Origin of the sequence: Nocardioides sp. NPDC059952, from assembly GCF_042730435.1 — a bacterium.
Lineage (GTDB): Bacteria > Actinomycetota > Actinomycetes > Propionibacteriales > Nocardioidaceae > Nocardioides.
In genome coordinates, this window is sequence record NZ_JBHWLY010000016.1 from 1 (window position 1) to 23,762 (window position 23,762).

At 70.1% G+C, this 23,762-nt stretch carries 15 protein-coding genes; 8 read left to right on the forward strand and 7 right to left on the reverse strand.

What is annotated here, in order from left to right:
* Positions 1–19 precede the first annotated feature (19 nt).
* Positions 20–1,519 carry an amino acid permease gene (locus tag ACFV9G_RS09805; RefSeq protein WP_378727212.1) on the reverse strand — a complete coding sequence of 500 codons (1,500 nt, stop codon included), beginning with the start codon at positions 1,517–1,519 and terminating at the stop codon, positions 20–22.
* Between the two features lie 55 nt (positions 1,520–1,574).
* Positions 1,575–3,245, reverse strand: coding sequence for a tannase/feruloyl esterase family alpha/beta hydrolase (locus ACFV9G_RS09810; RefSeq protein WP_378727214.1), 1,671 nt, complete (start codon positions 3,243–3,245; stop codon positions 1,575–1,577).
* 189 nt (positions 3,246–3,434) lie between these two features.
* On the opposite strand from ACFV9G_RS09810, the gene ACFV9G_RS09815 reads away from it, so the two are divergent.
* From ACFV9G_RS09815 to ACFV9G_RS09835, 5 genes are read left to right on the forward strand one after another with little or no spacing between them, the layout of a single operon-like run.
* Positions 3,435–4,208 (forward strand): ABC transporter ATP-binding protein, encoded by a 774-nt coding sequence (locus ACFV9G_RS09815; RefSeq protein WP_378727216.1) that lies wholly within the window; start codon positions 3,435–3,437, stop codon positions 4,206–4,208.
* Positions 4,201–4,893 carry an ABC transporter ATP-binding protein gene (locus ACFV9G_RS09820; RefSeq protein WP_378727218.1) on the forward strand — a complete coding sequence of 231 codons (693 nt, stop codon included), beginning with the start codon at positions 4,201–4,203 and terminating at the stop codon, positions 4,891–4,893. Before ACFV9G_RS09815 ends, ACFV9G_RS09820 begins: the two co-directional genes overlap by 8 nt.
* 51 nt (positions 4,894–4,944) lie before the next feature.
* A complete protein-coding gene (locus tag ACFV9G_RS09825; RefSeq protein ID WP_378727220.1) occupies positions 4,945–6,192 on the forward strand; it encodes an ABC transporter substrate-binding protein in 1,248 nt (415 codons plus the stop codon).
* 23 nt (positions 6,193–6,215) lie between these two features.
* On the forward strand, positions 6,216–7,088 hold the full coding sequence (locus tag ACFV9G_RS09830; protein WP_378727222.1) for a branched-chain amino acid ABC transporter permease: 873 nt from the start codon (positions 6,216–6,218) through the stop codon (positions 7,086–7,088).
* On the forward strand, positions 7,085–8,083 hold the full coding sequence (locus ACFV9G_RS09835; RefSeq protein WP_378727224.1) for a branched-chain amino acid ABC transporter permease: 999 nt from the start codon (positions 7,085–7,087) through the stop codon (positions 8,081–8,083). Before ACFV9G_RS09830 ends, ACFV9G_RS09835 begins: the two co-directional genes overlap by 4 nt.
* 6 nt (positions 8,084–8,089) lie before the next feature.
* Here ACFV9G_RS09835 and ACFV9G_RS09840 read toward each other — a convergent pair whose 3' ends face one another.
* Both ACFV9G_RS09840 and ACFV9G_RS09845 read right to left on the reverse strand, forming a co-directional pair.
* Entirely contained in the window at positions 8,090–9,985 is a 1,896-nt protein-coding gene (locus ACFV9G_RS09840; protein WP_378727225.1) for a helix-turn-helix domain-containing protein, read from the reverse strand.
* A 99-nt stretch (positions 9,986–10,084) separates the two neighbouring features.
* Positions 10,085–12,088: a thioredoxin domain-containing protein gene (locus tag ACFV9G_RS09845; protein ID WP_378727227.1), complete on the reverse strand. Its 2,004-nt coding sequence runs from the start codon at positions 12,086–12,088 to the stop codon at positions 10,085–10,087.
* A 207-nt stretch (positions 12,089–12,295) separates the two neighbouring features.
* Between ACFV9G_RS09845 and ACFV9G_RS09850 the strand changes: the two genes are divergently transcribed.
* Complete coding sequence (locus tag ACFV9G_RS09850; protein WP_378727229.1) at positions 12,296–13,111, forward strand: substrate-binding periplasmic protein; 816 nt, start codon at positions 12,296–12,298, stop codon at positions 13,109–13,111.
* Between the two features lie 43 nt (positions 13,112–13,154).
* Here ACFV9G_RS09850 and ACFV9G_RS09855 read toward each other — a convergent pair whose 3' ends face one another.
* Positions 13,155–15,395, reverse strand: coding sequence for a LuxR C-terminal-related transcriptional regulator (locus tag ACFV9G_RS09855; protein WP_378727231.1), 2,241 nt, complete (start codon positions 15,393–15,395; stop codon positions 13,155–13,157).
* Between the two features lie 205 nt (positions 15,396–15,600).
* Between ACFV9G_RS09855 and ACFV9G_RS09860 the strand changes: the two genes are divergently transcribed.
* Together ACFV9G_RS09860 and ACFV9G_RS09865 are read left to right on the forward strand one after the other, a co-directional pair.
* On the forward strand, positions 15,601–16,071 hold the full coding sequence (locus ACFV9G_RS09860; RefSeq protein ID WP_378727232.1) for a hypothetical protein: 471 nt from the start codon (positions 15,601–15,603) through the stop codon (positions 16,069–16,071).
* Positions 16,072–16,215: 144 nt separating this feature from the next.
* Positions 16,216–17,496 (forward strand): hypothetical protein, encoded by a 1,281-nt coding sequence (locus ACFV9G_RS09865; protein WP_378727235.1) that lies wholly within the window; start codon positions 16,216–16,218, stop codon positions 17,494–17,496.
* Positions 17,497–17,521: 25 nt separating this feature from the next.
* Here ACFV9G_RS09865 and ACFV9G_RS09870 read toward each other — a convergent pair whose 3' ends face one another.
* Positions 17,522–23,074 carry a carboxyl transferase domain-containing protein gene (locus ACFV9G_RS09870; RefSeq protein WP_378727237.1) on the reverse strand — a complete coding sequence of 1,851 codons (5,553 nt, stop codon included), beginning with the start codon at positions 23,072–23,074 and terminating at the stop codon, positions 17,522–17,524.
* A 121-nt stretch (positions 23,075–23,195) separates the two neighbouring features.
* The gene (locus ACFV9G_RS09875; protein WP_378727239.1) at positions 23,196–23,648 is read right to left on the reverse strand and encodes an agglutinin cell wall attachment protein; all 453 of its coding nucleotides are present in this window, start codon (positions 23,646–23,648) and stop codon (positions 23,196–23,198) included.
* Between the last annotated feature and the right edge of the window lie 114 nt (positions 23,649–23,762).

The following is a 23,762-nucleotide window of genomic DNA, read 5'->3' on the forward strand; positions in this document are numbered from 1 at the left end:
TTCCTCTCCTAGGAGAGCGTCACATGTGCAGCGGCTCGACGGTCTTGTCGTCGCCGCCCTTGCCGACCCGCGAGTTGCGGTAGCCGTAGAGGAAGTAGATCGCGAAGCCGATCGCCATCCACACCAGGAACCGCAGCCAGGTCTCGATGCTCAGGTTGAGCGTGAGGTAGATGCAGATCGCCGCGGCGACGAACGGCAGCACCGGGCTGAACGGCACCTTGAAGGAGCGCGGCAGGTCCGGGCGACGCTTGCGCAGGATCGGCACGGCGATCGAGACCAGCGCGAAGGCGGTCAGGGTGCCGATGTTGACCATCTCCTCGAGCTTGCCGACCGGGGTGAAGGTGGCGACCACCGCGACCAGGGCACCGATGGTGAGGGTGATCCGGATCGGGGTGCCGGTCTTCTGGTTCACGTGGGCGAACCTCACCGGGAACAGACCGTCGCGGCTCATCGCGAAGACGACCCGGATGGCGCCGATCATCAGCGTCATCACGACGGTGGTCAGACCGGCCACGGCGCCCGCCGAGATCAGGGTCGCGAAGCCACTTCGGCCGACGTCGCGGAACGCGGTGGCGAGCGCGGCGTCGGGGTCGATCTCGTCGTAGCTCACCATGCCGGTGATGACCAGGGCGACGGCGACGTAGAGGATCGTGCAGATCACCAGCGAGCCGATGATGCCGCGGGGCAGGTCGCGTTGGGGGTTCTTGGCCTCCTCCGCGGTCGTGGCGACCACGTCGAAGCCGATGTAGGCGAAGAAGACGACCGACGCGGCCGAGATGATGCCGAGGACACCGAAGGTCTGCGGCTCGAGGCCGAAGGCCCACTGGATCAGCGGCTGGTGGATGCCCTCACCGGTGATGGAACCGGCGCGCTCCGGGACGAACGGGGAGTAGTTGGAACCCGAGATGTAGAACATGCCGGCGACGATGACGAACAGGACGATGAACAGCTTGACCGCGACGAGCGCGAGGTTGACCCGCAGCGACTCCTTGATGCCGATCGTGATCAGGCCGACCAGGACGATGACGAGCACGAGCGCGGCCAGGTTGGGCTGACCGAAGTCGGCGTTGGCATCCGGACCGAAGCCTTCGGGCCAGCCGAGGCCGATCTCCTCGAGGAAGATCACCAGGTAGCTGCTCCAGCCCTGCGCGACCACGGACGCACCGAGCACCATCTCCAGGATCAGGTCCCAGCCGATGATCCAGGCGAGCATCTCGCCGAGGGTGGCGTAGGAGAAGGTGTACGCCGACCCCGACACCGGCACGGTCGAGGCGAACTCGGCGTAGCACAGCGCCGCCAGGCCACAGCAGATCGCGGCGATGATGAACGAGAAGACAACGCCGGGTCCCGCGTACTGGGCTGCGGCCCGACCGGTCAGGGTGAAGATTCCCGCGCCGATGATGACGCCGATCCCGAAGACCGTGAGGTCAACCGCGGTGAGCCGCCTTTTGAGCGTGAACTCCGGAGTTTCGGCATCGGCAAGGGATTGCTCGATGGACTTGGTGCGCCAAACAGACATGAGGGATAGGAAACCATCCCGACCGGTGGACAGGAAAGGTCGGGGGTGTCATCCGTCACATCTCGCACCTGAAGCTGCTCGCCGCCGAGGCGTCGCCGCCGACGTACGCAGGCCAGCTCGGCCACTCGCACAACGGCCGCGTGCGGTTGGCCCCGGCGTTACCGTCGGCGACCACCTGGGTCTCGCCCGGCGCGACGCCGCGCTCGGCCCATCTCTCCAGGGTCGTGAGCGAGTCGTAGGAGGCGGAGAAGGCGACCGGGGCGAAGTTGGCGTGGTTGGCACCGGGCACCAGATAGAACCGGGAGAACCCCTCGGTCGCCCGCTTGCCCATCACCCGCTGGACGCGCTGGTAGTAGTCGATCGTGGAGCGGTGGCTGACCAGCTCGTCGGCGGCACCGTGGACCAGGATCAGCCTGCCGCCGGAGCGGGCGAACGGGCGCAGGTCGGCGTCGTTGACGTCCTGGAGCGCGGTCAGCTCGCTGATCCGGCGCTGCCACTTCCCCGGGTCGGCCGGGTCGATCGCGAACGGGCTGATCTGCGGGTCGCGAGCGACGAAGTACTTGGCCCACTGGTTCCAGAACTGCATGCCGTAGCCGGCGGTCACCGGCATCGGGTCGGCCGGCGCGGTGGTGCCGAAACCGAGGACCGGCGTGGACATCCGCGCCCCGGACAGCAGCGGGAACCCGGGGTAGCCCCACTCCCCGCTCGCCACCCGGTAGGGCAGCCGCCAGCTGCTGTCGGCCGCCACCACCGCATCCACCTGCTCACGCGAGAGGCAGGTGTCGCCGGGCGTCTCGCCCTCGCCGCACAGCAGCGTCTCCGGGTCGAAGTCACAGCCGGCCTCGTCGGAGATCACCCCGTCCGCGAGCCCGTCTCCGCCGTCGCAGGCGGCCAGGACCCGTTGCGCGACGAGGTCCTGCTGCGCCTTCGACGGGTACGCGCCGGGCTTGGCGAACTCGTGGGTGATCCGGCCGAAGAAGAGGTCGAGGGTGGCGGCGTTCCAGGCGGGGTAGGCGGAGATCACTCCGTCGAAGTCGCGCGGCCAGCGCTGCGCGACGGCGAGGGCCTCCCGGCCACCGGTCGAGCCGCCGGCGAAGTAGGTCGTGCGGGGTGCCCGGCCGAGGGCCCTCGTGGTCACGTACGTGGCGGTGTCGTGCACCTTCTTGAGCGCGTCACCGGAGAAGTTGCGCACGGCCTCGTCGTTCTGCCCGAACCAGCCGTCCAGGCTGGCGATCGGGTGGCGATCGGTGTCGGCCTGATGGCCGGAGTCGCTGGCGTAGGTGGCGTAGCCACGGCCGAGCGGGGTGCGCTGGTCGACCGGCCCGAAGGGCACGTTCTGGGCGAGGTTGGGGACGGTGCCGTTGTAGCCACCACCGCCGAACATCATCGTCCGTCCGTTCCACCCCTGCGGCAGGGCCAGACCCATCCGGATGTCGGGGGCCGCGGGGTCGACCGGGTGGATCGCGATGTCCACGCGGCAGTATGCCGGGACCGCGGTCGGGCCGGTCCCGGATGCCGGCATCGACGTCGTCGCGGTGACCTCGGCACCGGTGGTCGGCAGGCCGATGCGATGGGCGGGGATCCTCAACCCGACCAGCGACGAGCAGTCGGCGGTGCCCGTCAACGGCGCGGCACCCGCCGGCACCTGGCCGACGACCAGGGCCGCGGCGGCGAGGACGAGCGAGGTGCCGGCGGTCAGGAATCTGCGTACGAGGGTGGGGACCATTGCTCAAGGATCGCGAGGCGGTGTGACGTGCGCCATGTGGTTGCTGCACACAACTCCGGTGCCCGAGATGTGGGCGACGGCGAGCCGTGCACCGGCGGGTCTGCATGGGGATGAGTCACACAACCGATGGGCCCAGTGTGTCCCGAACCCCTATGGCGTACGTCTCACCACTTCCCTAGCGTCGCCCCTGTGACGAGCACCACATCGACCCCGAGGTGCGCACTACGGACCGAGGGTCTCACCAAGGACTTCCGCGGCTTCCGTGCGGTCAGCTCCGTCGACCTGGAGGTCGCCGAGGGCACCGTTCACGCGCTCGTCGGCCCCAACGGCGCCGGCAAGACGACCCTGTTCAACCTGCTGACCGGGTTCCTCAAGCCCACCGGCGGACGGATCACGGTCTTCGGTGACGACGTCACCGGGATGGCACCGGAACGGATCACCCGCCACGGGGTGGCCCGCTCCTTCCAGATCACCAGCCTCTTCGAGAACCTCACCCCGCGCGAGCACGTCGAGATCGCGCTCCAGGGGCTGACCAACCAGGGGCTGCGGTTCTGGCGCTCGGAGAAGCTGCTGGGGCGGCGCCGCGAGGAGGTCGACCGGCTGCTGGCCGAGGTCGGCCTGACCGAGCTCGCCGACAAGCCGACCGGGCTGATGGCGTACGGCCAGAAGCGGGCGCTCGAGCTCGCGCTCGTGCTCGCCGTCGAACCCAGGCTGTTGCTGCTCGACGAGCCGACGGCGGGGATGGGCATCGAGGACGTCGACCGCACCATCGAGCTCGTCCGGCGCATCGCCGCCGGACGCACCGTGGTCTTCGTCGACCACAACATGCACGTCGTCGCCCACCTGGCCGACCGAGTCACGGTGCTCCAACAGGGCCAGGTGCTCGCTGAGGGTCCCTACGACGAGGTCCGCGCGGATCCGCGCGTCATCACCGCCTACCTCGGAGAGGCTCACAGTGCTTGAGATAGAGAACCTGAGCGCGTGGTACGGCGAGGCGCAGGCGCTGCGCGAGGCCACCCTGAGCGTCGGCGAGGGCGAGGTCGTGACCCTCGTCGGCCGCAACGGCGCCGGCAAGACCACGCTCGTACGCTGCCTGATGGGCCTCCACAAGCACCTGACCGGATCGATCCGGCTCGACGGTCGCGAGATCACCTCGTTGCCCGCGCACAAGCGGGCGCGCGCCGGGCTCGGCTGGGTGCAGGACGACCGCGGCATCTTCGCCAACCTGAGCGTGGAGGAGAACCTCCTGCTGCCGCCCCGCGTCTCCGAGTCGGCGTGGACGCTGGAGCAGGTCTACGACGCCTTTCCGGCTCTCGGCAGCCGCCGGCGAGCGGGCGGGACGACGCTCTCGGGCGGTGAGCAGCAGATGCTCGCCGTCGCCCGGGTGCTCCGCACCGGCGCCCGCCTTCTTCTCCTCGACGAGCCCTCCGAAGGGCTCGCCCCCGTCATCGTCGCCCAGATCGGCGACATCGTGCGGACCGCGAAGCAGTCCGGCATCGGCGTGCTCCTGATCGAGCAGAACGTACGTTTCGCCGCCACCGTCGCCGACCGCCACTACCTGCTCGCCCAGGGCCGCCTGGTCGAGAGCCTGGACAACGACGAGTTCGTCGAACGTCAGGACGAGCTGCTCGAGCACCTCGGGATCTGAGGTACGTCCCCCAGCGATGGAGCACACCCCTACCCCACTAGGAGAGACACGATGAACAAGCAACGGTTGGTTGCCGGCGCGTCCATACTGACGGCCGGTGTCCTGGTCACCGCAGGCTGCGGCGCCGGCGGGCCGAGCGCCAGCGGAGGCGACTTCACCGACGACAAGGTGGTCCTCGCCCTGCTCAACGACGCCTCCGGCGTCTACAAGGACGTCTCCGGCCCCAACTCGAAGATCGCGATCCAGATGGCGATCGACGACTACCAGGAGAAGTACGGCGACGAGGCCGTCGTCGACACCATCGAGGTGACCTCGGCCGATCACCAGAACGAGCCGGACATCGCCAACACCAAGGCCCAGGAGCTCTACGACCGCGAGGGCGCCGACGTGATCCTGGACGTGCCGACCTCGTCGGCGGCGCTGGCGGTCGCGACGCAGGCGAAGAACAAGAAGAAGCTCTACATGAACATCGGGGCCGGTACCACCGAGCTGACCGGCGCGCAGTGCAACAAGTACACCTTCCACTACGCCTACGACACCTGGATGCTGGCCAACGGCACCGGCACCGTCGTCACCGAGGAGGGCGACAAGAACTGGCAGCTGATCTACCCCGACTACGCCTTCGGCCAGGACATGGTGAAGTCGTTCACCGGCGCCATCGAGGCCGGCGGCGGCAAGGTCGCGGGCACGATCGCGACGCCGTTCCCGAACGACAACTTCGCGACGTACATCACCAAGGCGGGAGCCGCGAAACCGCAGGTCATCGGCACCATGCACGCCGGTGGCGACCTGATCAACCTGGTCAAGCAGTACAACGAGTCCGGGCTCAAGGACCAGGGCATCGACCTGGCCGTCGGGCTGATGTTCATCTCCGACATCCACTCGCTCGGCGTCGAGGCGTTCGAGGGCACGATCTTCACCGACGCCTGGTACTGGAATCTCGACGAGAAGTCTCGCGAGTGGGCCGACCGTTTCATGGAGGAGACCGGCGACCGGCCGACGTACGCCCACGCGGGCAACTACTCCGCGGCCCTGCAGTACCTCGAGGCGGTCCAGGCGGCCGGCACCGACGACGCCGACAAGGTCGTCGCGGAGCTCGAGGGCAAGAAGGTCGAGGACATGTTCCTGCGCAACGGTGAGATCCGCGCCGAGGACCACCGCGTCGTCCACGACGTCTACCTGGCCCGGGTCAAGGGGCCGGACGACGTCAAGGAGGACTGGGACTACGAGGAGATCATCAAGACGATCCCGGCCGAGGAGGCGTTCCGCCCGGCGGCTGAGTCCGGCTGCTCGATGTAGGTGCGAGGTCTAGAGGGATTGGTATGAACGCGGTTCTGCAGTACACCGTCCAAGGGCTCGCGGCCGGCAGCTTCTACGCGCTGGCCGCGCTCGGCCTGGCGGTCATCTTCGGGGTGCTGGGCGTGGTCAACTTCGCCCACGGCGCCTTCTACATGCTGGGTGCGGTCGCCGCGGCGGTGCTCCTGGACACGCTCGGCCTGAGCCTGTGGGGTGCGCTGATCGTGGTGCCGCTGCTGATGCTGGTCTTCGGGATGCTGGTCGAGCGGCTGCTGGTGCAGTGGCTGCTGCCGCTCGACCCGCTCTACAACCTGCTGCTCACCTTCGGGCTGACCCTGCTGCTGGTCGACCTCGTCAAGCGCCGCTACGGGGTCTCGGGGCTGCCCTACGAGCGGCCCGAGGCGCTCTCCGGTCGAGTGCAGCTGGGCGGCGTCGGGCTGCCGGTCTACCAGCTCTTCGTGATCGGGGTGGCGCTGCTGGTCTGCCTCGGCGTCTGGCTGCTGATGACGCGTACGCGGGTCGGGATGATCGTCCGGGCCGCGACCGAGCGGCCCGAGCTCGCCGGTGCGCTCGGGATCAACGTCGGGCGCTGGGTGACGCCGGTGTTCGGCTTCGGGGTCGCGCTCGCCGGTCTGGCCGGGGTGCTGGCCGCACCGTTCCGGGCGATCACCGCCGAGATGGGCAGCGACTTCATCATCATCCTGTTCGCGGTCGTGGTGATCGGCGGGCTCGGCTCGATCGTGGGCGCGGTGGCGGGCGGGTTCCTGGTCGGTCTCGTGGAGGCGTTCGGGCAGGCGTACGCACCGACCTTCTCGCAGGTGCTCATCTTCGTGCTGATGGCCGTGGTGGTCCTGGCCCGGCCGGCCGGGCTCTTCGGCCGAGAGGAGGCGACGGCATGACGTCCATCGCGACAGCCGGTGCGAGCGTCACCGAGCAGCATGCGGCGATCGCCGGGGCACGGCCCTGGCAGCGGCTGGTCCTGCTGGGAATCGGGCTGGCGGTGGCGCTCGGACTGCCGTGGTTCGTCTACCCGCCGGTGGCGATGGACATCGCCGCGTGGGCGCTCTTCGCGGTGGCCCTCGACCTGCTGCTGGGCTACTGCGGGCTGCTCTCGTTCGGTCACGCCGCGTTCTGGGGCGGATCTGCGTACGCCACCGGGCTGATCGCCATCCACCTCGGCGTGCCCTTCCCCGTGGCGGTCCTGGGCGGCGCGGTCTTCGCGATGATCCTCGCCGTGCCCATCGGGTATCTGTCGGTGAAGCGGTCGGGCATCTACTTCGCGATGGTCACCCTGGCGTTCGCGCAGATGCTCTTCTTCATCGCCAACCAGGCCTCCTCGATCACCGGCGGGGAGAACGGTCTCCAAGGCGTGCCCCGCTCGTTCTTCGGGATCGAGGCGGTCGAGACCGACGCGTTCTTCTTCTACTACGCCGCGCTGCCGATCATCCTGCTCGGGATGTGGGCCGCCTGGCGGATCGTCCACTCCCCCTTCGGGCGGGTACTGGTCGCGATCCGCGACAACGCACCGCGAGCACGCGCGCTGGGCTACGACGTGGAGCGCTACAAGCTGATCGTCTTCGTGCTCTCGGCCGGGCTCTCCGGGCTGGCCGGCGGGGTCTTCGCCGTCTCGCACGGGTTCGTGGCGCTGCCCGAGCTGCACTGGGCCACCTCGGGCGAGGTCGTCCTGATGACGGTGCTGGGTGGCATCGGAACGCTGTGGGGTGGCGTCATCGGCGCCGGGCTGATCGTGATCCTCGCCGACAACCTGGCCTCCTCCGGGTTCGACGGGATCGGGATCGTCACCGGCGCCGTGTTCGTGACCGTCGTGCTGCTCTTCCGTCGCGGGATCTGGGGCACCGCCCGCCATCTCTGGCTGAGCCGTCGTCGCTCCTAGACCGTCTCAGGCGACCAACTGGTGGAGCCGGAGCGCCAGCTGCACCTCGAGCTGGCGCTCCGGCTCCTGCCAGCCCTTGCCCAGCAGCCGGGTGACCCGCTCCAGGCGCTGGGTGACGGTGTTGACATGCACGTGCAGCGCGCCCGCGGTGCGGGTGAGGTTGCGGTCGGCGGCGAAGTAGGCCCGCAGGGTCTCCACCAGCTTCGAGCCCTTCGCGGCGTCGTAGTCGATCACCGGACCCAGCCGCGAGGTGACGTACGCCGCCGGGTCGCCGTCGGAGCCGAGCAGCAGCCCCACGAAGCCGAGGTCCTCGGCGGTGACCACCTGGCCCTCGCGCCCCAGGGTCATCGCGGCCGCCAGGCAGCGGCGGGCCTCGTCGTAGCCCTTCACCACGGCGCCGGGGCTGCTCAGCGGTCCCGGCACCGGACCGGCGGCACCGACCGTCACCGGCGCCCCCGCCGAGAGCCGCAGCCCCTCGACGACCAGCTCGCCGGCGGAGCGGGCGTCACAGTCGGGGAAGATCAGCACGACCTGCCCCTGGCGCACCGCCGCGAAACCGTCGTGGGTGGCCGCGACGAACGTCGCCGCCTGACCGACCCGGGCCCGGTCGCCGGGAACGTCGGCGACCACGACGGCATAGTCCCGGGACAGGTCGGCCTGCAGCAGCCGGCCCCGCTCGCGCAGCGTCTCCGGATCGGGGGTGGTGCCGGAGAGGAGCTCGTCGAGGAGCTCGCCCCGCACCCGTCCCTCGGCCTCGGCGACGCTGCGGCGGAAGAGCAGCAGCAGCGCCGTCACCAACGCCGCACGCTCCAGGATCCGCTGGTCGCCGTCGTCCAGATCCCCGTCGTCGCGGTCGACCTCGCGCGGGCCGAGGAGCATCGAGCCGAGCTGCTCGGCGCCGGCCAGGACCGGGGTGGCGTAGATGTCGCCACTGCCGGCGGTGCGGCTCAGGTCGAGGCTGCGCCTGGTCACGGCCGCCTCGTAGTCGGAGACGGGCTGGTCCGGGGCGCTGCTGGCGATGGTCTCGCCGTTCAGGTCCAGCACCACCACCCGGGCGCCGAGGACCTCGGCGACGCTGCGTACAACGTCGTCGACACCGCCGCCCTCGACGACGATCCGGGTGAGCCGGTCGTGGGCGTCGGCGGCGCGCTCGACGGTCTCGTTGCGGGTCTGCAGCTTGCGCGTGGTGACCTCGAGCTCGGCGACCGCGGCACGGGTCTCCTCCAGCAGCCGGGCCTTGTCCACGGCGATCGCGGCGTGGGCGGCGAGGGAGACGAGCAGAGCGCTCGCCTCGGTGCCGAAAGGACGTACGGTGCGATTGGCCGCAAAGAGGACGCCGATGACCTGGGCGCCGAGCAGGAGCGGCACGCCGATGATGGCCCGGATGCCCTCGCCGCTCACCGCGGCGTCGATGTCGGGTGCGTGCCGGAACCGCCCGTCGGGAATGTAGTCGGCGGTCGAGTAGGGCTTGGTGGTCTGGGCGACGAGGCCGCCGAGCCCGATGCCGTAGGGGATCCGGGTCGAGCGGAAGGCCGCGGTCAGGATGCCCTCGGTCACCCGCATGTACTCACCGCGGCGTTCGTCGTTGAGGGTCAGGTAGGCGACGTCGCTGCTGAGCAGCTGCCTCGCCCGGGTCACGATCGCCTGCAGCACCGCCTCGAGATTGGTCAGCATCGCCAGGTCGTTGGCCGACTCGAACAGCGCCCCCAGCTCGCCCTCACGCCGACGGCGCGCCTCCAGGGTCGCCCTGACCTCCAGCGCGAGCCTCTTGGCGTAGTCGATCCGCTCCAGCTCCTCGGTGGCCGCTCCCGCCGTGCGCGCGGCCTGTGACGGCCCCTCGAAGTCGGCCTCCGCGGCATCCCCGGCCAGCAGCTCCAGGAACGCCACCACATCGACCTTCATGTGACCGAAGTTACACTTCTACGCGCGCGCCGACATAGGCGATCACCACATAGTTGCCCTCGATCAGGTATGGGTCTGCGCCAGGTCCCTTCGACAAGCTCAGGACATCGCCCCCGGTGAGGTAACGGGGCGCTCGCAGACGAAACCCCGACAGACGTACGCCGCCGCCCTCCCGTCCACGGAAGTCCGACCGCTCAGCAGCGGGATGTCGTCGCGGGCCCCGTCGGCGACGACGACCACGGCGCCTGGCCTGCGCCGGGCGGCGGCCCCGAGTGCGTCACGGTCGGGTCCCGGCGGGCCGACGACCGCGATCTCGAGCGGCCCGTCCTTCATGGTGGCCGCCGCTGCCAGCGACCAGCCGGCGAACCGGGGCGCCTTGGCCATCAGGGTGCTCGTGGCGGCGAGCGCCTCCTCGGCGGCGGTGCGGTAGCTCCCCTCTCCGGTGAGGGCATGAGCGGTGACGAGCGCATGGACCATCGCACTGGTGCCGCCGGGGCTGGCGTTGTCGGAGGGATCCCGCGGGCGGGTGACCAGCGCCTCCGCATCGTCGGCGGTGTCGTAGAAACCGCCGTCCTCCGCACGGAAGCGGGCCAGCGCGGTGTCGATCAGGCTCGTCGCCCGGTCCAGCCAGGTGGCATCGCCGGTCGCCTGGGTCAGTGCGAGAAACCCCGACGCGACGCAGCCGTAGTCCTCGAGCACGCCCACGTGCGCTCCTGCCCTGCCATCACGGCTGACGCGGAGGAGGCGTACGTCGCTGGTCGAGCCGCCGGAGCCGCTAGGCGAAGGCGTGTCGAGGCCAACACAGTGCGTTCCCGCCAACAGCTCGCCCGCCGCGACCGCGGCTTCGACATACCGCGGCTCGCCGAGCAGCAGCCCGGCGTCGACCAGCCCACAGATCGCCAGGCCGTTCCACGCCGCGACGACCTTGTCGTCGCGGGCCGGACGTACCCGCTGCTCGCGCGCGGCGAGGAGCCGTGCCTTGACCGACTCGAGCCGCTCCGTGTCGTCGGGCCGGTGCCGCAGCTGCAGCGTCGAGGCACCTTCTTCGAAGGTCCCCGCCTCGGTCACCTCGAAGACCTCCGCGGCCCAGGCGCCGTCGTCGGCACCGAGGACGTCGACGAGCTCGCCCGGGGTCCAGGCGTAGAACTTCCCCTCGACCCCCTCGCTGTCGGCGTCGAGCGCGGAGGCGAACCCGCCCTCGGCGGTGCCGAGCTCGCGGATCATCCAGTCGGCGCTCTCCCGCGCGACCCGGTCGCCGAGCTCGGTCCCGAGCCGGGCGTAGAGGCCGACCAGCTGCGCGTTGTCGTAGAGCATCTTCTCGAAGTGCGGAACGACCCAGCCGCGGTCGACGGCATAGCGCGCGAACCCGCCCCCGATCTGGTCGTAGATCCCGCCGCCGGCCATGGCGGCGACGGTCCGCGAGAGCATGTGCGGAACCCGCGAGCCGGTCTCCGCGACCCGGCGCAGGAACTCCAGCACCATCGACGGCGGAAACTTCGGGGCACCCCCGAATCCGCCCGCCATCGGGTCGAACTCCCCCGCCAGCGTCTCGACCGCCGCATCGACGTCCACCTGCCAGTCGCCCGCCGCTCCGGCCGCCCCGGAGATGGCGGCCAGGTGCTGACGTACGTTCTCCGCCACCGCCCCGATCTCCGAGCGCCGCTGCGTCCACGCCTCCGAGAGCGCCTGCAGCACCTGCGTGAACGCCGGCTGCCCGTGGCGCGGCTGGTCCGGGAAGTAGGTGCCCGCGAAGAACGGGTTGCCGTCGTGGTCGAGCACCACCGTCATCGGCCACCCTCCCGACCCGGTCATCGCCGTCGTCGCCGCCATGTAGACCGCGTCCACGTCCGGCCGCTCCTCCCGGTCGACCTTGATGTTCACGAAGTGCTCGTTCATGTACGCCGCCGTCGTCTCGTCCTCGAACGACTCGTGGGCCATCACGTGACACCAGTGACAGGCGGCGTACCCCACCGAGAGCAGGACAGGTACGTCCCGCCCCCTCGCCTCGTCGAACGCGTCGCTCCCCCACTCCCACCAGTCCACCGGGTTCTGAGCGTGCTGGAGCAGGTACGGCGAGGTTGCAGACACGAGTCGGTTGGCCACACCCCCAGCCTTGCACGCACACGAGCACGTGAGGCGAACGCGGAGCCGGCCGCTGCGGCACCCAGGCGTTCATCGCTCGTTGGCGCCGTGTTCGTCGAGCCATGCTCCGCATGACGGTCGGGTCCTGTTGTCTGACTCATGCCTTAACGCTCGGGCCCGCAGGCCAGCCAAGCCAGGTGCCACCGCCCCCAGCAACAGGACCCCCACATGAATCAGATCAAGCTGGTCGTCGCCGGCGCAGTGGCCCTCCTGGGAGTAATCGCCTTCAGCGGACACCTCTCGCGCCCCACACCATCCGCCACCGACAAGGCGAGCGCCGCGGTCGGCAGCAGGACCCTTCGGATCGGTGTCGAGAGCACCGAACCCGTCTACTACCAGAGCGACGGCGCAACCAGGGGCTTCGACTACGAGATGGCGCGCAGCGTTGCCGACGGCATGGGCGTCGAGGCCGAGTTCGTGCCGATGGACTTCAACGAGCTCTTCCCGGCCCTGCGGGCGGGCAAGATCGACATGATCGGGGCCGAGGTCACCCAGACGTCAGAGCTGGAACGGGAGTTCGACTTCAGCGCGCCGTACTTCTCGACATACGTTGCCTTCCTCACCCCCGAGGGATCGACCATTCGGACTCGCCGTGACGTCAACGGGAAGAGGGTTGCGGTTGTCGACGGTGCCATCCAAGCGGCCTACCTCGAAGAGAAGTACCACGACGTCGAGATCATCAGGGCCCCGAACGTGGGCGCTGCCGTCGAGCTGATCAAGCGAGGCGAAGCGGACGCGATGTTTCATGGCGCACCGTACGCTCAGTCGATCATCAAGAGCGCACCCGTAGCCCTGGAAGAGCCGATCGTCTACCAGGTCGACGACGCCCCGATCGGGTTCGTGATCCGCTCCGGCGACCAGCGCAAGGAACAGATCGACGAAGCCCTGAGGGAAATGGTCCTCAGCGGCCGGTGGCTGAAGATCAAGACCGCCTACTTCGAGGCAGACCCGCTCTCCGACATATTCCGTGACAAGGGCTCCTGACCCTGCCACCGTGCACACGTTGCAGGGCTCCCGGGGCGCACCGCTAGGAGCCGAGGAGCCCGATCGAGATCACCTGCCGGACCGCATCGCTGCGCGAGGAGACGCCCAGCTTCCGGTAGATCGAGGCGACCTGGGAGCTGACGGTGTTGCGGGAGACGAACAGCCGCTCGCCGATCTCGCCGATCGTGAGGTGGGTCTGGAGGTAGGGCAGCAGGCGCAGCTCGGCCGGGCTCAGGGGCGGCCTTCCCGCGGTGACGCGTTCGGTCGAGCTGATCCTGGCGCGCAGCCTCGCGACCTGGTCGACCAGCACCCCGAGGTCCGGTCGGCGCTGCAGCACGTCGTCGATCTCGCGCAGCAGGTGCCGGGCGGAGGTCTGGTCGCCGCGTGCCCAGAGCACTCCGGCGAGCTGGAGGCGGCCACGCACGGCCAGGTACGGCAGGACGTACGTGCAGGACGGACGTGCACGCATGGCCCTGGTCAGCTGCCGGTCCGTCTCAGCGAGATTGCCATCGTGCATCCCGAGACGGGCAGCGGCGGCGAACGCGAGGACGCTCACCGCGTAGTCGTACGTCCGATGCTCCTCGACGACGGCGAGGGCGATGGCCACGCTCTCGGCCGCCTCGTCCCAGCTGCCACGTTCCATCGCCAGCAGCGCGAGCTCCGCGTGAGCGTTGACGATGGTGTCGGTGTTGCCGACCTCGGCTCCGACGGTGGCGCTCTCGGTGAACAGGGCGGCGGCCCGTTCGACGTCGCCCAGGAGCAGATGCGCCTCGGCAGCACCGGTCAGGGCCGTGTCGCGCCAGGGGCTCCACGGCGGTTCCTGGGCCATGGCGAAGTCGGCGTCACGCATCATCGCCGCAGGTCCCGCCGGGCACATGGCGGCCCGCAGCATGGCGCGCGCGGACTCGAACGAGGCGGTGCCGTCCATCGGCACCCAGTCGTACTCTGCGGCCTCTGCCACGGCGGCCCATCGTTGCGCCCCCAGGGGGTCGCCGCCCAGAACGCCCATCCACGCGGCCAGCACGGCCAGGGGAGGATGGTCCTCGACGGCCGAGTCACCGAGCGCGGACAGCCATCGCCCCACGGTCGACAGCTGGCCGGCGCTGTAGGTCGGCAGCACCAGCTGCGTCGCGATCTGGACGCACCGGTCACGCTCGGGCGTGTTCAACAGGTGCTCGAGGGCCATCGCCGAGGACTCGTTGGCCTCGAACCAGTCGGCGGCCCGCAGGTGCAGCTTCGCGACGACCTCGGGTTCGACCCGACGAAGCTCGCCGAGCAGGAACTCCCGATACAGCGGGTGGTAGCGGTACCACTCCCGCCGCCGGTCGAGCGGGAGCAGGAACGAGTTGGATCCCTCGAGCGCGAGGAGTTGGTCCTGACCGTCGGTATCCCCCGAGAGCGCATCGCACAGCGAGCCACACAGCCGGTCCAGCACAGCGGTACGCCGCAGGAACCGCTGCGTCGCCTCGTCCAGCCCGCTCAGCGACTCCCGGTAGAGGTAGTCGGCCACGTACCGGTCGTCGCCGGAGATGCTCGACACGTCCTGCCTGGTGTCCCGAGCGATCGTCGCCGCCAGGTACAGGCCGGCCGCCCAGCCCTCCGTCCGCTCGGTCACCACCGTTGCCTGGTCATGGGTGAGGGGTACCTGCGCCGCGGCGAAGATCTGCTCGGCACCCGCCACGTCCAGCGCCAGGTCGGACCGCAGCACGTCCAGGACCGCGCCGGAGGCGCGCAGCCGAGCCAGATGCGGCTGCTCGACCCGGCTCGCCGAGACCAGCTGCGAGCCGACCGGGACACCGGAGACGACGACGCTCAGCACGTCGTGGCAGGCCGAGGAGTGCAGCTCGTGCAGGTCATCTACCATCAGCACGAAGGGTTCCGGACTTCGGCTGAGGGCTGCGGCCAGGCGCGGTGCGGCGCGTCCCAACGGTGAGACGGCCAGACCGCTCACATCGGCAACCAGGCTCTGCTGATCCGGCACGGCCCGCGCGTACGCCGAGGCGAGCAGCACGAGGAGCGCACTGGGATCGTCGTCCAGGCGGTCGAGCGACACCCAACCGACCGGGCGGTCCTCGGACTGTGCCCACTGCGCCAGGAGGGTGGACTTGCCGTAGCCGGCGGGCGCGGTGACTCCGACCGCCGGTGCGCCGCTGCTCCGGGCCGCCTCGATCAGAGGGGCCCTGCTCACCAGGCTGAGCGGCAGCTCGGGAACCGAGAGCTTGACGTCCAGCAGGACCTCGTCGAGCCCGGCAGCCGTTCGCGTGGCTTCGCCACCGACTTCCACCATTCGAACGCTAGAGATCCGAGAAGCCCGATGTCTCACCCCTGCCGGATGACTTGTTGGGCAGAACCGCTTCGACAGCGTCCCGTTTCACACAATGAGAATGATTCGCCGCGTGGTCCCGCCGACCAGATTGAGAGCATCCGTTCACTTCCCGGCCCGACTTCGAACCCTCGTGGTCGGCGGCACAGGCAAGGAGCATTCCGTCATGACCGAAGAGACCACACCGAACGATCGGACCACCTGGCAGGCGGAGGACCCGCCGCCGCCCAGCAACTGGCAGGCGCAGGAACCGCCGCCCAGCGGTTGGGCGACCGGCTTCATCATGTTCGCCGGCGTGATGATGATCATGGTCGGCAGCTTCCAGGCCTTCGCCGGCCTCGTCGGCATCTTCGAGAACGAGTTCTACGTCACGACCCCCGACTACCTCCTCCAGTTCGACGCCACCACCTGGGGCTGGATCCACCTGGTGCTCGGACTGGTCGTCGTGCTGGCGGGCTTCGCTGTGCTCAACGGCAGGGTCTGGGGTCGCACGGTCGGAGTCATCCTGGCCGTGCTGAGTGCCTGCGCGAACTTCGCGTTCCTCCCTTACTCACCGTTCTGGTCGACGCTGATCATCGCGGTCGACGTCTTCGTCATCTGGGCGCTGACGGTGCACGGTCGCGACATCACCCGCTGACCTGGTCACCGAACGACCGGCTCGGGCGGCGGGACACGGGTTCGTCCGTTCCGGGTGATGTCTCGGACGGACCCGCCGGACAGCCTGGGCACTGGCCTCGTTCGAAGCCGCTCCCAAGACCACCGAAGGAGTGCCATGTCAGGCATGTCCGCAACCGACGACCCCGAGACCACCACCGCGGACCGCCCCTCGCGAGGCCGTTCGATCGCGGCGGTGATCTGCCTGGTGCTGGCGGGGTTGCTGATGACGCCGGCCGCGGTGGCCTACTGGGGGCAGCGCACCTTGAACGACGCCGAGCGGTACGTCGAGACCGTCGGCCCGCTGGTGGAGTCACCCGAGGTGCAGGACGTGATCGCGACCCGGGTCACCGCGGCGATCCAGAAGCAGGTCGACGTCGAGGCGATCCTCAACACCGCGTTCGCCGGCGTGATCGCGGACAGACCGCGCCTGGAGCAGCTCGTGGCGCCCCTCGCCGCGGCCATCAACGGCCTGGTGGAGCGCGAGGTGCGCGCGTTCATCGCCTCCGACGAGTTCGCCGACATCTGGGTCCGGGCCAACACCCGAGCCCAGCAGACCCTCCAGCGGCTCCTGAACGGCGACGACACCGGTGCCGTCTCGCTCCAGGGCGACGAGGTCGTGCTCGACGTCGACGAGGTCATCGAACAGGTCAAGGCGAGACTCGTCGACCGGGGCCTGACCATCGTCGAGAACGTACCCATCCCCGAGACCGACCGTCAGATCGTGCTGATGGACGCCCCCCAGCTCAAGCAGGTACGCACGATCTACGCGTTCTCGAACCCGGTGGCCCAGTGGCTCCTGCCCGTCGTCGGGGTCCTGTTCCTGGCCGCCCTGGTACTGGCCCGCCGCCGCCCGCGGATGGCGGTGTGGATCGGGGCGGTCGTGGCCGCCAACGCCCTGCTGCTGGCGCTGGTCCTGTCCATCGGGCAGCAGCTGTTCGTCAACGCGCTCGCGGGCACCGATTTCGGGCCGGCGAGCCGGATCTTCTTCGACACCCTGCTCAGCTACCTCGAGCGCGGCCAGCAGGTGGTGCTGTGGCTCGGTCTGGTGATCGTGGCCGCCGGCTGGTTCGCCGGTTCCAACAGGTACGGCACGACGGCACGTACGACCATCGGCGGGGGTCTCGAGAGCCTCGGTTCTCGCTTGGGGGACGGCCCCGTCGGCGCAGCGGGCCGCTGGGTCGCCGCCAACGTGGGCTGGGTGCGAGTCGTCGTGGTGGCGCTGGGCGGTGTGGTCCTGCTCTGGGGCAACAACGTCTCGATGAACCGGCTCTGGTGGTCCCTGGCCCTGGTGGTCGCCCTGCTGGTCGTTCTCCAGGTTCTGGTCGGAGCCGGCCGGCCCAGGGAGACGAGCGCCTCCCTGGGCTCCGGACCGGCGACCGGACCGGAGCCCGGGCCCGCGATCTAGTCGGAGATGTGGTGACCCCGCTCGGTCACCCGTTGCCCCACGTTCGCTCGATGACGTCGATCACCTTGGGCCGCAGGTCGCTCGCCGCGATCACCTCGTCGACCGAGCCGACCTCGACGGCGCGGTGGATGTCGTGCACGTCGTCGAACTCGGCCGCGACCTCGGCGATCTTGTCCGCTCGCAGCTGAGCGCGGAGCTCGGCCAGCTCGACGACGAGCTCGCCGCGCTCCCCGTCCTCGGCGTGGTCGATCCGCTCCTCGAGCGCGGCGACCCGCGGGTCCGCCGCCGCCCGCTTGGAGACCTCCGCGGCGAACACGACGGCGGCCGCAGGGGCGCCACCGAGCACCGAGGCGTACGAGCCCTCGATCGCGAGCACCGTCATCGACGGGTTCAGGTGCTTGGAGAACACCACGAACGCACCGCCGTGGTAGCGGGAGATGACGCAGAAGACGATCGGGCCCTCGAAGTTCACGACCGCGCGGCCGATCTCGGCGCCGTACTCGAGCTGCAGGTTGCGCATCGACTCCGGGGAACCGTCGAAGCCGGACAGGTTGGCGAGCACCACCAGCGGGCGGTTGCCCGACGCAGCGTTGATCGCACGCGCGACCTTCTTCGACGACCGCGGGAACAGGGTGCCCGCGGTGTAGGTGTCCGGACCGTCGGTGGGAGGGAAGCCGGCGCGCGGCACCGGCTTGGACTCGATGCCGACCAGGCTGACCGGATAGCCGCCGATCCGGGTGTCGACGACCACGGCGGTGTCGGCGTCGGCCATGCCGGCCCACCGCTCGAGCATCTCGTGGTCGGCGTCGGCCAGCGCCCGCATCACGGTGCGGATGTCGAAGGGTCGCTTGCGGTCGGGGTTGTGCTCGGCCGAGAAGATCTCCCCGACGGATGCGAAGTCACCCGCGTGGGGGAACGACGACACGTCACGGTCGATCGGGTCGGCCGTCGGAGCCCGGCGTGGCCCGGCCTCGCCGGGAACGACGTAGCTGTGCTCGTAGTGCGCCATGAGCACCCGGAAGGCGCCGGCCAGGTCGGGCACCCAGTACTGCGCCTGCCCGTTCGGGCCCATCACCCGGTCGTAGCCGCCGATGCCGTGGTTGTCCTCGGCGGACACACCGCCGGAGAAGTCGAGCGACTGCTTGCCGGTCAGCACCATCGCGCTGTCCGGGGTCATCACGAGGATGCCCTTGGTGTGCATCAACATCGTCGCTTCGGCGTTCCAGTAGGGCTGGGCGCCGACGTTGATCCCGGCGACGACGATGTTGATCTCGCCGCCGGCCTGGGTGAACTGGACGATCCGGCGCAGCGCGGCCGCGACCCAGTCCATGTTCTCGGTGCCGCTCTCCATGGAGATCCGGGCACCGGCGGACACCGCGAACCACTCGACCGGAACACCCATCTTCTCGGCGAGGTCGATGGCCGCGATCACCCGGGCGCACTCGGGCTCCGAGAGCGCGCCGAGCGACTTGAGCGGGTCACCGCACAGCACGACGCGGGTGATGCCTTCGGGGTAGAGAGTGCTCGGCGTGGTCACGACGGCGACGATCATGCCTGCGCTGTTGAGCCCGGGAGCACGATCGACGGGAACGAGTACGCCGTCGGCGTCGAGGTCGTGCTCGACGACCGTGCCGCTCCCGGCCAGGGCCTTCTGCAGCTCATAGGGGTAGACGAGGCCGCGGCGTCGGGCGCGCAGCACCTTGCCGGCGTAGTCGTCCAACGGGGCGAGCGGCTCGGTGGGCGGTTCGATGACGTCTGCCACGACCCCCGAGCCCGGCTTGGCGTGGAAGCGGATCGCCAGCCGGCTCGGGGCGCCGCCACCCGGCGATGCGATCCGACCCTCGGCGAGCACCTCCTCGATCCCGGTGCCCTCGCTGAGCGGGGTGATCTTGCTCTGCAGCGCGGTGATCTGGTCGAGATCCGCCTCGACGACCGGCCACACCGTCACCCAGACGTGGTTGACGTCGAGCTTGGTGCCCTCGCGGCCCCGGGCGGTGCGTACGCGACGGATCGCCTCGAGGCAGTTCTCCACGGCACGCTCGACGTGCGGCAGCGCGATCACGCGGCCCTCGTCGTCGCGGACCACGGCGAGCTGGCGGGCCTGGGCAGCCGCGACGAGGCGGCGGTCGGCCGGGTTGGCCCGGGCGACGCACTCGTAGAGGAGAACGTCGTCGGGCGCAGCGAGCCGGGTGACGTCGAACTCGCTGAGGCGCCACAGGTTGAGCCTGCGACCGACCATCGGGTGCATGCCCCGGACCAGTGTGTCCTCGACCAGCTCGGCTGTCGGGATGTGAGGAGCGCCGTCTGCGTGGTGGCGGTAGGTGAAGTAGTCGATCGGCTGTGGCGCGGCATGGCAGACGGCGACCGAGACGCGGCGGGCGCGGCGGGCGAACTCCTGCCCGGCGAGCATCTTGGCGATCTCGGTCGAAGCGAGGTCCGGATCGGCGGGCGCGTCGGTCCAGCGCAGGTAGATCTCGACGACGTCGTCGTGGTCGGAGCTGAGCGCCGAGGTGATGGCGGCACCGAGCGGACCGTCGGGGTGGGCGAGCTCCGTGACGTCGCCGATAGTGGACACCACGCGGGTCGCGCCCTTCTCGTCCGTGGCGTACTCGGCGTGCGCGACCGGGCGGCCGCCGCCATCGGATGTGCCGGCGCTGGTGACGGTCAGATCGTGCAGGTGGTAGTCGCGGTAGTGCCGGCGGATCAGCACCTCCAGCAGCGGCTCGCTCTCGGGAAGTCCCTCGACCAGCCGGTCGCGGAGGAAGCCGACCAGTGGCTCGGGGACAGCCGCCAGCGCGTCGATCCGCGCGGCCCGGTCGGGCGCGTCGGGGTCGGTCAGGGCGGCGACCTCGGCCGGCACGCCCTCGAGCACCGCGCGGCGCTCGTCATCGACCAGCGGCTGGTCGAACCAGCCGAACCGTACCGAGCGGGCCAGGTCGCCGACCACCGCGAACCGCAGCTGCGTGGCGCGCACCATCCGCTCGAGCAGCGCGCGGACCGCGGCGGCGTCCTCCGTCGCCGGCGGCGGGTCGCCGAGCCAGCGCTGCAGCACCCCGATCGCGACGTCGACGTCGGAAGGATGCTGCTGGGCGAGGAAGATGCGGAACACCGCCCGCTCGAGCTCCGGCGTACGTTCGAGGTCGGAGACCCCGTAGTGCGCGAGCACCCGCAGCAGCTTGTCGCGGAAGTGGTCCGGAAGCGCGCCCCGGTCGGGGTCCAGGCTGCGCAGGTAGGTGTGGAAGTACTCCCGCGAGCTGTGCACGCGCAGCTCGGTGGACGGCTCGTCACCGGCCGGGCGGTTGCGGCTGAGCTCGGCGAAGTCGGTGAACAGCGCCAGCAGGTCCATCTCGGTGCGCAGGGTGTCCGCGGGCGCACCGGTGGAGCGGGAGGCCAGATGGGCGGCGAGCAACGCCGGACGCTGATCCTCCTCGACGTCGTAGCCGAGCAGCAGGCTGCTCAGGTCGGCGATCGCGCCGTTGCTACGGCCGGGCTCGGTGGTGGGTGCAGGCAGATCGAGGTCGGCCAGGGTGGCGGTGCTCGCCTGCTCGCCCTCGGCCGCGCCGGTCGGCTCGAGGCGCAGCAGCGGCGCCGCGGTCTCGACCTGGCTCCCGACCCGGACCAGGAGCTCCTTGACCCGGCCGGTGAACGGCGCGGTCAGCGCGGTCTCCATCTTCATCGACTCGAGCACCAGCACGGGGTGACCGGCCGCCACCTCGTCGCCGACGGCGAGCGGGGTGGACACGACCAGCGCCGGCGCGGGAGCGCGGACCATGCCGCCCTCGTCGCGGCTGACCCGGTGCATCACGTCATCGACCTCGACCAGATGGACGGGGCCGTGGGTGGCGCTCACCAGCCGGTAGCGGTGGCCGTCGACGGTGAGCCGGCCGTGCACCTCGTCGATCCGGTCGAGGGTGGCGGTGAGGGTGCGCCGCTCGCCGCCGGCGGTGATGGTGACCTGGTAGCGGGCTGGTCCGGACTGCCGCACGGTCAGGGCGTACGTCGCCCCGCGCAGCTTGAGCTCGATGGTGCGGGCAGGATCGTGCTGGATCTGGGGTCGGCCACCCTGGGCCGTCTGCAGCATGCGGGCGATCTCGCCGCGCTCGGCCTCGTCGTACCCCTCGATCGCGGCGGCGACGAGCGCGACGCCGGCGTGCCGGGCGGCTTGGAGCCGTCCCTCGCCGCGCACCCGGTCGATCCACCCGGTGTCGGCCCAGGCCGGGCTGCCGGTGGTGACCTCGGGCTGGTCGAGGAGGTCGAGGATGAAGCTCTTGTTGGTCGCACCGCCGTCGATGATGACGGTGGTCTCGCCCATCGCCCGGCGCAGTCGCGCCAGCGCCTGCTCGCGGTCGGCGCCCCAGGCGATGACCTTGGCGATCATCGAGTCGAAGTCGGCCGGGATGGTGTCGCCCTCGGCCACGCCGGTGTCGACCCGGATGCCGGGGCCGGCGGGGAACTCGAGGCGGCTGATCCGGCCCGGCGCGGGCGCGAAGTCGCGGTCCGGGTCCTCGGCGTTGAGCCGGGCCTCGACCGCATGGCCGCGCTCGGCCGGCCGGTCACCGCTCAGCGGCACGCCGGACGCGACCTGGATCTGCAGCGCGACCAGGTCGGTGCCGGTCACGACCTCGGTGATGGGGTGCTCCACCTGGAGGCGGGTGTTGACCTCGAGGAAGGCGAACGTCCTCTCGCCCGGGTGGTAGAGGAACTCGACGGTGCCGGCTCCGGCGTAGCCCACCGCCGTGGCGAGCCGCTCGGCGGACGCCTTGAGCTCGGCGGCCTGGGCCTCGGAGAGCAGCGGGGAGGACGACTCCTCGATGACCTTCTGGTTGCGCCGCTGCACCGAGCAGTCGCGTACGCCGATCGCCCAGGCGGTGCCCTGACCGTCGGCGATCACCTGGACCTCGACGTGGCGGGCGTCGGTGACCAGCTTCTCGAGGAACACCACGCCGCTGCCGAACGCCCGCTCCGCCTCGTCCCGGGTGCGCTGGTACGCCTCGGCGAGCTCGGCACCGGAGGTGACCTTCCGGATGCCGCGACCGCCACCGCCGGCGGTGGCCTTGAGCATCAGCGGGTAGCCGATCTCCTCGGCGCTGGCGAGCGCCTCCTCGAGCGTGTCGACCCCGCCGCGGCTCCAGGGAGCGACCGGGACACCGACCTCCTCGGCGATCAGCTTGGAGCCGATCTTGTCGCCGAGCTTCCGCATGGCCTCGGCGCTGGGGCCGATGAAGGTGACGCCCAGTCGGTCGCAGAGCTCGGCGAAGGCCGGGTCCTCGGCGACGAAGCCCCAGCCGACCCAGGCGGCGTCGGCGCCGGAGGCGACCAGCGCCTGCTCGAGGACGGCGAGATCGAGGTAGGGGCGATCCGCGGCCGCGCCGAGCAAGTAGGCCTCGTCGGCCTCACGTACGAACGCCGCCCCGGCGTCGACGTCGGTGTGCAGCGCGATGGTGCGGATCGTTCCAACGGACGTGTCCCGCGCGTTGAGGTCGCGTACGGCGTGGATCAGACGCATGGCGGCTTCGCCGCGGTTGACGATGGCAATTCGGGAGACCTGTGGCACGGTGCAGACCCTTTCATCTGGCACCCGCTGCTGTGACCGCTCGACTCCGACAGGCTTCTGATGAATTCCTTGTCGAATTCCTAGTGGACACCACCCGGCGACACCCCGGATCGCACGGGAGCCGCCGGCTCAGGATGGCCGTTTCCTACAACGTCCGGCGGGCGCCGTTGACCTTCTGCCGAAGCCAGACAGGGGTGCGATCCTCGTCACGTGGGAAGGTCTCGAGGTCGAGGGCGTACAGACCCGGGTGCGCGGGCCAGCGCCAGACGGGTTCGTCGTCGTAGTTGAACGCGACGTTCGTCGTGGGCGTCTCGCCGCCCTCGCACGCGATGGTCCAGCGCGCGGAGAACCAGGCGCCGCGACCGGGCTCGTACATCACCCGTCTGAGCTCGTCGGTCAGCGCGAGGATGGTGTCGGGCGGCCGGGCCTGGGCGAGGCTGCCGTCCGGTCGGTGCACATCGATGCGTCCGGTGAAGAACATCGACAGGTTCCGGTGGTTGAAGACCAACGTGGACCAGTCGCCCTCGACCTCGTCAGCGAGGTGGAGGACGATCTCGTCGATGAGCTGTTCCTGTCTGACCACAGGAGGAACGGTCATGCCCATCAACCTACTACCGTTGTCGACAGTAGTTCGAAACTCCGTTTCACGGTGTTGGTACGGATGAGTTGTTTCCAGCACACGACGGATCCGTGAGTTCCTCGTGACGCGGTG